This is a genomic window from Acinetobacter sp. AC1-2 (assembly GCF_016124155.1).
Classification (GTDB): domain Bacteria; phylum Pseudomonadota; class Gammaproteobacteria; order Pseudomonadales; family Moraxellaceae; genus Acinetobacter; species Acinetobacter calcoaceticus.
In genome coordinates this window covers 22,387-34,317 of sequence record NZ_JABFFO010000007.1, presented here as the reverse complement: position 1 = coordinate 34,317, position 11,931 = coordinate 22,387, and the positions used below count along the sequence as shown (strand labels likewise).

At 37.7% G+C, this 11,931-nt stretch carries 14 protein-coding genes, 2 tRNA genes and 1 riboswitch; of the genes, 5 read left to right on the top strand and 11 right to left on the bottom strand.

Features of this window, described 5'->3' with window-relative positions:
- The first annotated feature begins 13 nt into the window (after positions 1-13).
- Together acpP and lysM are read left to right on the top strand one after the other, a co-directional pair.
- The gene (gene acpP / locus HL290_RS16655; RefSeq protein ID WP_004641570.1) at positions 14-250 is read left to right on the top strand and encodes an acyl carrier protein; all 237 of its coding nucleotides are present in this window, start codon (positions 14-16) and stop codon (positions 248-250) included.
- A 185-nt stretch (positions 251-435) separates the two neighbouring features.
- Positions 436-909, top strand: a complete 474-nt coding sequence (gene lysM, locus HL290_RS16650) for a peptidoglycan-binding protein LysM (RefSeq protein ID WP_004641572.1) — start codon at positions 436-438, stop codon at positions 907-909.
- Between the two features lie 43 nt (positions 910-952).
- Here the strand turns inward: lysM and HL290_RS16645 are convergent, their stop codons facing one another.
- Positions 953-1,720 carry a hydroxymethylpyrimidine/phosphomethylpyrimidine kinase gene (locus HL290_RS16645; protein ID WP_198497044.1) on the bottom strand — a complete coding sequence of 256 codons (768 nt, stop codon included), beginning with the start codon at positions 1,718-1,720 and terminating at the stop codon, positions 953-955.
- A 97-nt stretch (positions 1,721-1,817) separates the two neighbouring features.
- Here HL290_RS16645 and HL290_RS16640 point away from each other — a divergent pair, with 97 nt between their 5' ends.
- The gene (locus HL290_RS16640; RefSeq protein WP_005042712.1) at positions 1,818-2,492 is read left to right on the top strand and encodes an HAD-IA family hydrolase; all 675 of its coding nucleotides are present in this window, start codon (positions 1,818-1,820) and stop codon (positions 2,490-2,492) included.
- A 59-nt stretch (positions 2,493-2,551) separates the two neighbouring features.
- Here the strand turns inward: HL290_RS16640 and ribB are convergent, their stop codons facing one another.
- A complete protein-coding gene (gene ribB / locus HL290_RS16635; RefSeq protein ID WP_198497043.1) occupies positions 2,552-3,211 on the bottom strand; it encodes a 3,4-dihydroxy-2-butanone-4-phosphate synthase in 660 nt (219 codons plus the stop codon).
- 90 nt (positions 3,212-3,301) lie between these two features.
- Positions 3,302-3,452: riboswitch (FMN riboswitch) on the bottom strand.
- A 176-nt stretch (positions 3,453-3,628) separates the two neighbouring features.
- Between ribB and HL290_RS16630 the strand changes: the two genes are divergently transcribed.
- Together HL290_RS16630 and HL290_RS16625 are read left to right on the top strand one after the other, a co-directional pair.
- Positions 3,629-5,410 (top strand): DUF2157 domain-containing protein, encoded by a 1,782-nt coding sequence (locus tag HL290_RS16630; RefSeq protein ID WP_198497042.1) that lies wholly within the window; start codon positions 3,629-3,631, stop codon positions 5,408-5,410.
- A complete protein-coding gene (locus HL290_RS16625; protein WP_198497041.1) occupies positions 5,410-5,961 on the top strand; it encodes a GDYXXLXY domain-containing protein in 552 nt (183 codons plus the stop codon). The genes HL290_RS16630 and HL290_RS16625 overlap by 1 nt, the downstream gene beginning before the upstream one ends.
- Positions 5,962-6,017: 56 nt before the next feature.
- On the opposite strand, the gene panD is transcribed toward HL290_RS16625, so the two are convergent.
- The 9 genes from panD to HL290_RS16580 form a co-directional block, all read right to left on the bottom strand.
- Positions 6,018-6,398, bottom strand: a complete 381-nt coding sequence (panD, locus tag HL290_RS16620; RefSeq protein ID WP_002120296.1) for an aspartate 1-decarboxylase — start codon at positions 6,396-6,398, stop codon at positions 6,018-6,020.
- A 131-nt stretch (positions 6,399-6,529) separates the two neighbouring features.
- Positions 6,530-7,111 carry an aminoacyl-tRNA hydrolase gene (gene pth / locus HL290_RS16615; protein WP_003653332.1) on the bottom strand — a complete coding sequence of 194 codons (582 nt, stop codon included), beginning with the start codon at positions 7,109-7,111 and terminating at the stop codon, positions 6,530-6,532.
- 20 nt (positions 7,112-7,131) lie between these two features.
- Complete coding sequence (gene rplY / locus HL290_RS16610; RefSeq protein ID WP_004641581.1) at positions 7,132-7,428, bottom strand: 50S ribosomal protein L25; 297 nt, start codon at positions 7,426-7,428, stop codon at positions 7,132-7,134.
- A 95-nt stretch (positions 7,429-7,523) separates the two neighbouring features.
- Positions 7,524-8,474: a ribose-phosphate pyrophosphokinase gene (locus tag HL290_RS16605; RefSeq protein ID WP_003653329.1), complete on the bottom strand. Its 951-nt coding sequence runs from the start codon at positions 8,472-8,474 to the stop codon at positions 7,524-7,526.
- 36 nt (positions 8,475-8,510) lie between these two features.
- Positions 8,511-8,585 (bottom strand) — tRNA-Gln (locus HL290_RS16600).
- 91 nt (positions 8,586-8,676) lie between these two features.
- Positions 8,677-8,751, bottom strand: a tRNA-Gln gene (locus HL290_RS16595).
- Positions 8,750-9,583: a 4-(cytidine 5'-diphospho)-2-C-methyl-D-erythritol kinase gene (gene ispE, locus HL290_RS16590; protein ID WP_005042701.1), complete on the bottom strand. Its 834-nt coding sequence runs from the start codon at positions 9,581-9,583 to the stop codon at positions 8,750-8,752. The genes HL290_RS16595 and ispE overlap by 2 nt, the downstream gene beginning before the upstream one ends.
- 18 nt (positions 9,584-9,601) lie before the next feature.
- Positions 9,602-10,180, bottom strand: coding sequence for a lipoprotein insertase outer membrane protein LolB (gene lolB / locus HL290_RS16585; protein WP_003653326.1), 579 nt, complete (start codon positions 10,178-10,180; stop codon positions 9,602-9,604).
- Between the two features lie 4 nt (positions 10,181-10,184).
- Complete coding sequence (locus tag HL290_RS16580) at positions 10,185-11,894, bottom strand: tetratricopeptide repeat protein (protein ID WP_198497085.1); 1,710 nt, start codon at positions 11,892-11,894, stop codon at positions 10,185-10,187.
- Between the last annotated feature and the right edge of the window lie 37 nt (positions 11,895-11,931).

Here is an 11,931-nt window from a genome sequence, read left to right as displayed (position 1 = left end):
GAGGAGAATTCCTGTGAGCGATATCGAACTACGCGTTAAGCAAGCAGTTGCAGAACAACTTGGTCTTAAAGCTGAAGAGATTAAAAACGAAGCATCTTTTATGGATGACTTAGGTGCTGACTCTTTAGATTTAGTTGAACTTGTAATGTCTTTCGAAAACGACTTCGACATCACTATCCCTGATGAAGATTCAAACGAAATCACTACAGTTCAATCTGCAATTGACTATGTAACTAAAAAACTTGGTTAATTCGCATATTGCTGAATAAAAAGAAGGCCACCGTAAGGTGGCTTTTTTTATTTGAGTAAAATAAAAGAGATACATATTTTTACAAGATCAACCTCAATTGATAGCAGAGGCTTGTCTTTTTTGAAGTATAACAATAAAGGTCAGTTTAATGACTTTACTATAAACAATAATATGAGGACTAAAAGATGGGTCTTTTTGATTTTGTAAAAGGTATTGGTAAGAAAAATACCGCACCAGCAGAACCACAACCAGCTCCGGCAACACCAGCAGAACCTTCTGCACAAGAAATCGCAAATAAATTATTAGGATTAATTAAAAGTTTAGGCCTAGGGGTAGAGGGTTTATCTGTAACGTATAACGGTGCAACTGATACCGCAATCATTAAAGGACAGGTAAAAAGCCAAGCGGATAAAGAGAAAATTATTCTTATTGTTGGGAATATTGATCATGTTGCACAAGTAGATGATCAAATGACCGTTGCAACTCCTGAACCAGAAAGTAAATTCTACACAGTAAAATCTGGTGATAACCTGTCAAAAATTGCGAAAGAATTTTATGGTGATGCGAATCAATACCAAAAAATCTTTGAAGCAAACAAACCAATGCTTAAAGATCCAGATGAAATCTTCCCAGGACAGGTTTTACGTATTCCTCAATAATTGAGGGTAATAAAAAAGGCGCTTTTAGCGCCTTTTTCTTTTTCTAGAATCTTTTTGGTATTTTTTGCCCATTTGCTATAGGAGTCTCGGCGTTCTTTAAAACACCAAATAACCATGTTTCGGCATGCTGTACCGCAATTTTTAAAGAATCACCTAAAGCCAAACGACCAGCAATAAAACTAGCTAAAGAACAACCTGAACCGTGATACTCACCGTCTAAGCGGGGGCAACTACTACTCGCTGCAAGTTCACCATTAATATATAAACTATTTTTAATATAATCTGGTGTATCTTCGTGTCCACCTTTGACTAAAACAGCTTTTGCACCCATTTCAAATAGCTTTTGCGTTGCTTGTTCTAAGTCATCGACACCCGTGAGAGCACGTAATTCGACTGTATTTGGAGTAATAATAGTGGCTAGGGGAATAAGCTCAACGAAAGCTTTTACAAGAGTGGCTTGATCACCTAAAGAACCCCCGCTGTTTGCCACCAAAACAGGATCGAGTACATATTGATATTCTGGATGGGCGCGAAGAAATTCAGCGAGAGCAGCAATGTTATCTGTGGTGCCAAGCATGCCTGACTTAACGCATTTAATGGGCAAATCACCTACAACTGCATTTGCTTGAGCTAATAATAGTTCTTTTGAGGTTGCTTCGAAGCCAAATACTTGTTGTGAGTTTTGTATGGTGAGGGCTGTACATGCAATGGCTGCATGAGCACCACTTTGTCCAATCGCTTCAATATCAGCTTGTAAACCTGCACCACCTGAAGGGTCTAAACCCGAGAAACAAAGTACGGTTGGACGCACGGTTATTTCCTTTTCAATTTAAATTTACGTTAGTATAAGAGAGTTTGATTAAACTCTCGACCAATTGAATTAAATACTTTACTGGGTTAATGATTGAATGGCTATAAAACATATTTTGATTGATTTGGATGGAACACTAACAGACCCAAAAGTTGGTATTCATACTTCAATTCGTTATGCAATGGATAAGTTGGGCTTTCCATTGGCTGCCGATTTAAATATTGACTGGACAATTGGGCCTCCTTTAAAAGCCTCATTAGCAAAACTATTAGCCACTCAAGATGATGCTTTGGCTGAACAAGCTTTACTTGCTTATCGTGAGCGCTTTTCAGTTACAGGTTTATTTGAAAATGAAGTATATCCATCTGTTGCGCAAACACTTAATGCATTGAAAGAAGATGGGTATCGTTTATTCGTCGCAACAGCTAAACCAACTATTTATGCAAAACGTATCTTAGATCATTTTGACTTAAGCCAATATTTTGTAAATATTTATGGTAGTGAGTTAACTGGAGAACGTACCAATAAAGCTGAACTTATTCATTATATTCTTGAACGTGAGCAATTAAACTCAGAAGAATGCTTAATGGTAGGTGACCGTCAATATGATGTTTTAGGTGCTCGCCACAATGGTATTGAGGCGGTCGCTGTGACTTATGGTTACGGAACACCAGAGGAACTTAAGCAAGCACAACCTAAAGCAATGATTACGCAATTTTCTGAACTTTTGGAATACGTCGAAGATCAGGCAACACAAAAGAAAGTATCTTAAATATTAGTAAATTTTAATTTGAAGGTTTGGCTTTTATCTAAAGCCAAACCTTTTTTTATTTAAATACTGTGTTGTTGGCGGTATTGAACAAGTTCTTCAATTGTAATCACGGTTAAGTGATGAGTTTGGGCATATGCCAAAACTTGAATACCTGATGCCATCGTGCCATCTGGGTTGGTTAATTCGCATAATACGCCAGCAGGTTTAAGCCCAGCTAGTCTTGCTAGATCAATTGTTCCCTCAGTATGACCTCGGCGAGTCAGTACTCCTCCAGTACGTGCACGTAAAGGAAAAACATGGCCCGGACGGTTAAGATCACTTGGAACGGCACCATCTTTAATTGCAGTTTGAATGGTAGTAACGCGGTCTTTAGCCGAAACACCAGTGGTAACACCTTGGGCTGCTTCAATGGTCACTGTAAAAGCGGTATGAAACTGGCTTGAGTTTTGAGAAACCATTGGGGGAAGTTCTAAATGATCTGCTAATTCTTCTGTCAGGCATAAACATACAATACCTGAGCCATCACGAATCATACGTGCCATGGTTTCAACAGTTAGAGTTTCGGCTGCGACAATTAAATCTGCTTCATTTTCACGATCGAAATCATCCATGACCAAGACAGGTTTGCCTTGACGGATATCTTCTAATGCTTGTTGAATGCGTTGTTCAGCAGGAGAGAGGGCTGAGAAAAAAAGTTCTGGTTGAATTAAGCTAGACATAATGAAACGCTCTCGTAAAAATACGGTTGAACATTTCAGGACTGATGTAAAAACAGGCTGGCACTGAAATAAAACGGATTTATCCCAGTTCGTCGTCTTCTTTCATCCGGACTATACCGTCGGCTTTGGAGTCTCACCAAATCTGCTCAAATCATAAAATTTAAGCTCGTGGGCTTGTTAATTTATCAATAAAAATTAACTTTACCACCGGTGGGGAATTACACCCCGCCCTGAAGCGATGGGTTTTATTATAGCGCGCTGGATAAAATTGACTAGATGCTTTTGTAGAATGCTAAGTTTCTTTATGAATAAGTATTTTCACAAATGGAAATAGGCTTATTAACAAGAGCTTACTTGTTGATATGAAAATGGAATGCTATGTTTTTTATAGAAAATTATAAATAAAATAGGTGTTTCATGCAGATAAGAGACGATTATCCCCTTAGGAATACTTTATTTATTCAGCATCTCCATATTTTTAGTTATGTATTTATGGCGGTCAGTATTCTTTATTTAATTGCTGCTAATTGGTTAATGCTTCCAGACAGCATTCAGCTAGCAATCCCACCACTTATATTACTTGTGACAGCATGGATCAGCGTAAAAGATATTTTAAGTGAAGGAGTTAGGCATACTTTACATGGTATTTGCGGCTTGATGGTAGGCTTAAGTTTGGCTGTAATCGGGCAGGTCTATCAAACTGGAGCAGACAGTTATTTACTTTTCCTGATTTGGACATTGCTTTTATTACCTTGGCTATATCGACCAAATATTGGAATCTTTGCTTTAATTTGTATTACTAGCCAACTTACACTTTTTTTATTTTTTAAGCAGACTTTTTGGTTAGAAAAGTTTCCTTATTTATATCTGTTTGCTTTAAATTTATTAAGCCTTATAGAATTTTGGGTATGTATAAAGAAGTATCGTGCTTTACGTTTCGTCTTTATCGCTTGGTTTGCAGTCATTTCAATCATTGGAATGATCCAATATTTATCTGGTGAAAATATTCCTTATCTGATCTCGGCTTTCTTTTCAGGGATAATCGTTTTTTATTATTTCTTCAAAAAAGATGATCAATTATGTGCCAGCTTGATGGCCGCTGTTCTTGGCGTAACTGCAACAATATGGCTTGTAGATAGGATCAATGACTTGTTTAAAGATTCAAATGAGTTCATTTTTTTATTCATTGCAGGCATTATTTTTATCTGGTTTGCGCTGATTAGTTATTTTTTAATAAAAATTTTTCGTCAAAGCCGCTTTTATATAATTCCTTTAGCTATTGGAGCTTGGCTTGCTGGTCTAGCACTTGCGGCTTTTACATTAGTATTTTGGGAAGCTGTTTCTTTAATTATTGGAGTTATTTTTGTTTGTATAGCTTCTATTTTATTGAAAAAATCTCAACACTACTTTTTTCGGCAATTTGCCTATTGTTTATTCATAAGTGGTCAGACTGCTTTTTTGTTTCATCTAGAGTCTGAAACAGATCAGATGTTGTGGGTGCTAATTGCACAGATTTTTATTCTCTGTATAAGTTATTTTTTTAAACCCCATTGGTTCTTTATTTTAATTCAAATGCTCGCTACTTATGGCATAGCATTTATTTACTTACTACAAATGGACCATTCATTGTGGTCAGTAAACTCCACTCAGACTTATTTAAATTTAACACTGCTCAGCTATTTTGTTTTTAGTTTGGTGTTCTTGCCGAAGGCTAAATCGATAGTTCAATATGAGCGTAGTATCTATTTATGTGTGCTTACGGTAGTTGTAGTAGCTACTTTCTTTGATACTTTTATGGGACTGGTTCTAGATAGTTCGGAAGATCGGCAGATATGGATTTTCTATTTATTACCTAGTCTTTGGTTGCTTTGCTTTAGTATTTTTTATTTGTATAAGCAGTTGCATGGAGTAGTGTTTTTCGCATTCTTACTTTTTGGTGTATTGCTCATTGCACTTGGCTATTTTGAAGTTTTCATTTTATTTATCATTCTAACATGGGCGATAAAAAAGAAAGATTATATTGTTTATGGTGTCACTCTAGCAGTATTTGTTTTAGTACTTTGGCAGCTTTATTACAACTTACAAATAACTTTTTTGGCAAAGAGTGCATCGATTTTGATTTCTGGTCTTGTTCTATGGGCTTTATATTGGTTGCTCCACCAAGAAAATCAACGCCATCTTATTGAAGGAGAAAAATAATGAAGAAATATTTTTCTCTTATTCTGGCTATAGCTACCACATTATTTTTTGTGGGATTGATAGCGAAAAATGAATGGCATCTGCATCATAGTAAAAGTATTTTCATTGAGCTTAAGCCAGTTGATCCGCGTTCAATTTTACAAGGTGACTATATGGCATTGGCTTATGAGTTAAATTTGCAAACTCCTAAACCTCTTGCTGAAAAAGAAAATGAAACTCTAAATCAGAGAATCTTTAATTATGCATCTATTCACGCAAAAGTTAGTTTGGATTCACACAATAAAGTAATCCGTACTATTTTAGAACCTAACAATTTATCTGCTGAGCAGAGCTTAATTTTAAAAAATCCTGAAAACCGATATCAAGCTTTATATCCTGCATCTCGGAGTTTCTTATTTGCCGAAGGTCTAGCTCAATGCTATCAGAAAGCAAAGTATGCTGAATTTAAGGTAAATACAAAAGGAGAGGCGATTCTGTTTGATTTGCGAGGAGAGGGGCTTCAACCATTAAATTGCAAACAGCAAAAGAACTGGTGGGAAGGAACCATTTAGGATTTATAAAATGATAAAAGCCCGTCAATGCGGGCTTTTTTTATTCTTAGAATAAATTAGGCAACTTGAACAGGAATACAATTCGCTGTGTGGTTGACTGTATTATTTGGGTTAGCATAGACCAAACGTGGTTTATGAATATTTGCTTCAGCTTCAGTAAAATCACCAAATGTAGCAATAATCACTAAATCACCGACATCTGCTTGATGTGCAGCGCCACCATTTACTGAAATAATTCCAGAGTTATCTTCACCACGAATAGCATAGGTCGTGAAGCGTTTGCCATTGGTTACATTCCAAACATGAATTTCTTCATATTCACGAATACCAGCTAAGTCCATCAATACGCCATCAATTGCACAAGAACCTTCATAGTGAAGTTCAGCATGGGTTACAACTGCGCGGTGAATTTTGCATTTTAATAAACGAGATAGCATGGCTAGCGTCTCCTGAGTAGACCTAAGAGTAAGATCTTATGGTGAAATCTTTAGCTTTTGCTGTTGGCAAAGTGGCTGATGCGCATTTTGCTCCTAAAAAAGCAAGATAGCAAGCTTGATTGTTCAACAATTTAAGTTGGTTTATACGCATTAATTTGATTCATGGCCTGTGGAACTTGTCCTTGAACAAGTAATTTCACTTTAGAAAGGGCATGATCAATTGCTGCATCCATCAGACTTTGTTCACTACTTGGTGCTTTCCCAAGTACATGACCTGAAACTCGCTCTTTTGAGCCAGGATGTCCGATACCAATACGTAAACGATGAAAATTTGGACCAATATGAGGGACAATGTCACGTAAACCGTTATGACCACCATGTCCTCCGCCTGTTTTTAGACGAATTACACCAGGGTTCATATCAAGTTCATCATGAGCAATCAAAATTGCTTCGGGAGCAATTTGATAAAATTTTGCAAATGGAACTACACTTTGTCCAGAACGGTTCATAAATGTAGTGGGTAGAAGTAGACGGACATCGTGTCCTTCTATATTACCACGTCCGCTGATTCCGTGAAATTTCGGATCATTTTTTAATGTAATGCCATATTTATTAGCAAGCTGTTCAATGAACCAAAAGCCTGCATTATGGCGGGTTTGGGCATATTCTGAACCAGGATTGCCCAAACCAACAATTAGCGAAATATTTGACACTAATCTACGCCTTTCAACACTTATGCGCGTTTGAAGTCAGCGTGCATAGGAGTGTTTTTAGCTGGGTGACGTTGTAACGCTTGGATTTTAACGTTTTCAACTTTGTCGCCAACTTGGATTTCTATAACTTCTTCAAAGAAAGCATTGTTTTCTAAAGCTTTTACAAGCTGACGAAGTTCTAAAGTAATAGCTACAGGCTCAGCATTGCCACCATAAATGATAGCTGGAATTAATGCTTCGTGACGAAGGCGGCGGCTCGCACCTTTCCCTTGTTTGTCTTCAGCACGCGCTTGAGCGTTTAATACGAAGTTTGACATGAGTAAATCCTCATTAAAGTTAAATAGACTAAACTTGCGACCAGTTTAGTGATAGAAAACCCCAGCCAAGGCCAGGGTTCATAAAAGCTGCGGTATTATAAACTATCGAACATCGCACTGATAGATTCTTCGTTATTAATACGACGAATCGTTTCAGCAACCATGCTAGCAACAGAAACCTGACGGATTTTGCCCAAGGTTAATGCTTCTTCAGAAAGAGGAATAGTGTCAGTGACAACTAATTCATCAATAACTGAATTACGTAAGTTTTCAATAGCCTTGCCAGAAAGTACAGGGTGAGTTGCGTATGCAACTACACGGCGTGCACCAAATTGCTTAAGCGCATCAGCTGCTTTACACAATGTACCGGCAGTATCAACCATGTCATCTACGATAACGCAATCACGATCTTTTACGTCACCAATTAAATGCATAACTTGCGATTCATTGGCTTTTTGACGACGTTTATCAATAATTGCTAAATCGATGTCACCCATCTGTTTGGCAACGGCACGAGCACGTACTACGCCACCAACGTCAGGAGAAACCACCATAAGGTTATCATGCGATTGTTGACGTAAGTCAGCAAGCAAAGCAGGAGTACCATAGATGTTGTCGACTGGAATATCGAAGAAACCCTGAATTTGGTCAGCATGTAAGTCAATCATTACGACACGATCAATACCAACAGTGGTAAGCATGTCTGCAACAACTTTAGCTGTAATCGGCACACGTGCAGAACGTGGGCGACGGTCTTGGCGAGCATAACCAAAATAAGGGATAACGGCTGTAATACGACCAGCACTTGCACGACGCAAAGCATCTGCCATAACCAAGATTTCCATAAGGTTATCATTGGTAGGGGCACAAGTAGGCTGAACGATAAATACGTCTTTACCACGAACATTTTCAGTAATTTCTACTGAAATTTCTCCATCAGAAAAGTGACCGACTGATGCAGCACCTAGAGGGATATGTAAGTGACTTACGACTTTTTGAGCGAACTGTGGATGAGCATTTCCACTAAAAACGACAAGATTGGGCATGAAGCACCCTTGGCGGTTGGTATGTAATTAAATAGATGGCAGGGGCGGCTGGATTCGAACCAACGGATGCCGAGATCAAAACCCGGTGCCTTACCACTTGGCGACGCCCCTAATGCGGCAGAACTTTAATATTTTTGCAATGCAATGTCAAGATGAATCAACAAAAAGCATAGCAATTAAGTCTGTCTTTAAAATAAGAGAATGGCAGGGGCGGCTGGATTCGAACCAACGGATGCCGAGATCAAAACCCGGTGCCTTACCACTTGGCGACGCCCCTAACGTGTAACCTTAAAATGATTAAGAGGAGATTCTTTTAAACTATTTACCAAGTAAGATTTACATGGTGAATGCTTAAGAATTTCATCAATATTCATTTCATTCGTTACTTCAATAAAAACACAAGCACCTGTACCTGTAAGCTTTGCTTGACCAAACTGATCTAAATATTGCATTGCTTCTTCCACTTCAGGGTATAACTGTCGGGCCAATGGCTCAAAGTTATTTCCAAAATTAGAAGGTTCTAACTGATAGGCGCAAAATTTAGTGGTCTTAGAGTCTCTTGTCAATGTTTTTTGTGAAAAAAGCAATTGAGTGCTGATAAAACAATCAGGTTTTAAAATAATGAACTGTTTTTGATCTAAGTCTATGAATGATAAATGTTCACCAATACCTTCAGCCCATGCATTTTTACCATAAATAAAAATAGGAACATCGGCACCAAGCTTTACGCCATAGTCTGCAAGTTGTTCTTTATTTAGACAACATTCCCATAATTGATTTAACACAATCAGGGTTGTGGCAGCATTGGATGAACCTCCGCCTAGACCTGCACCCATTGGAATATTTTTTTCAATTTTGATGTTTAGACCGCAGAATTTTTTTGCGTGCGGTCTTAATATTTGAGCAGCCCGATAAATCAGGTTTTCCTCAGGTTGAACTTCACTCAATCCATCAATTTTGATTTGTTCATCTAAAGTCGGTATAAATATCATCCAATCATATAAATCAATGAGTTGGAAAATGGTTTGTAATTCATGATAACCATTTTCACGACGTCCTGTAATATGTAAAAACAGGTTGAGCTTAGCTGGAGAAGGGACTCGAATCATAGATTTATATAATTAGACTTAGCGGTTTTGGATGACCATTGTAATACGGTTTTCTTTATCTTCAGCAAGAGCTTGCTTTAAAACCAGTTTGTTTGGCAAAGTTTGTTCACCATCGTAACTGAAATTAACTGTCCAGCCGTCTTCAATGAGTTGGTTTACACGATTTTCATTATCTTTACTGATTTGAGCACTTAAAGTTGCAGGTTTAGCCAATATCCAACTTGTTAAATGAGTAATTGGTGCTTGCCAACCAGTTGCACGCTCTAAAAGTTCTTCTGGAGAGGCGGCAGTAATTAACCCTGTTTTAGCACTATTTAATTTCACTTCACCGGGTTTACCCTGAATTTGGGTTTTTCCTACACCTAAAATGCCGCTTAATTCAATATCAAAATTATCTTGTTGTTGAACCCACGTGAAAAAGGCACTACCAGTTTGCTGTGGTGTGCGAACCCCAATCTTACCTTGTAAATTAAAGTGTTTTTCGTCTTGAACTTGCTGGGTAACCGCGGGTTTAGGTTGAGTAAAATGCTGACAACCGGTTAGAAATAATACACTTGATCCACAGATCGCTGTGCACAGTTGGGCAAATTTGCTCATATGTTTAACTCTTTTTTGCAGATGTAGGTAAAATTAACGCATCAAGCTGTTGTAATTGTGGATCATTGGCATGTTTTTGTTTCAGTTGTTGTAACACAGCGCTAAATTGAGTTAATGATCCTTGCATATACAATGCTTTAGCATAACGAACGCCAATATTTACATTATGGCTGAGTTCATAAGCTTTGCCTAAAGCTTCTGCTGCACCTTCATAATCATTCTGTAAAAATGCAATATAGCCAAGCGTATCTAGAATAGAGGCCTGTTCCGGCGCATATTCTAAGGCTTGTTCCGCATATTGACGTGCTTCTTTTAACCTACGGTTTTGCAGGGCTAGTGTATAGGCATATGCATTTAGATAAGTTGGGCTGTTGGGCTCAAGTTGTAATAATTGCTTTAATGTTTTATCGAGTTTATCGCGGTCAGTATATGGATCAAGTAATAAAACTTCTGCGTAAATGAGTTCCGGATCATCCGGTAAATTCTTTATCGCTTCATCTAATAAATTTAAGGCAGCTTTTTTATTGCCCATTTTCTTTAAAATTTCAGCTTGAGCTTGATATAAGAAACTTGCATGTTGAGGGTAATTTACGCGTTCTTGAGTGAGGAACCGTAAAGCATCGTGTAAATTATCTTGCTTATCATAAATCGCAATCAGATTACGTCTTGAAACAACGTATAAACTGCCATCAACTAAGCGATAGTAAGCTTTTGCTGATTCATAATGCTGTTTGCGTTCTGCATTAATCGCTAAGTAATAATAAGCTTCATTTTGGTATTTTGCAGAGTTTCGTAGGTCAACAAGATATTGTTCTGCTTTGTCATATTGTTTTAAATCAATGCTGGTTAAGCCTGCAATAAACAATGCTTCTTCAGCTTTAGGATTAGCCTCTATAACGTTTTCAAGCTTTTCTAAAGCCAGTTGAGATTGATTAAGTTGTATAAGATAACGGATTTCAGCTAAACGAATGTCTAAATTTTTCTTATATTTACGGCTGGACTTTGCATACCATTTAAGCGCACCTTCTTGATCGCTAAGAGCAATGAGTAGGTTTGCTTTCATTAAAATAAAGCTCGTCACTTTAGGACGTCGACGTAGTGCCTTGTTAATGTTGGTTAGAGCAGATTCTAATTGACCATTTTGGGCTTCTAGGTTAGCGATGAGTGCTAAAATAGAAGGGTTGTTTTTTTCTGCACTAGAACGTAAAGCTGTTAATAATACATCTCGATCTTGAGCATTTTCTGGGGCAATACTCGCTAAAATTTGTTCTAAATCGGCAGTCGGATCTATTTTTAAAATTTTATCTAATGTTTCAGCGGCAAGCTGGTATTCATGTGTTTTTAAGGCAATATGGGACAAATAGAATAAAGCAGGTACATCTTTGGGTTCTTGGGCTACCCAATGTGTAGCAATGTTTAAAGCGGCTTGAAAATCATTATATTCAAGCGCAACATCTAAAGCTCGCTGTTTAATTGACGTAGAGTTACTTTTAATTGCGAGTACTGTGTAATTATGCAAAGCGTTAGGAATGTCATCATAAGCTAGAGCAAATTCAGCGACCATAGTTTGCTCTAATGCCTGATCAAATGAATGCACGGCATAGGTCTCTTGCACAGGGCGTGCATAGACATGCGAGGACATGCTACCTAACAATAAGAATGTGGTAGAATACTGTCTTATCGAAGCACCGTTAAAATTAATACGGCTATTCATTTGACGCAATTTTTATTGATCCAAAGTAATGCTTTTT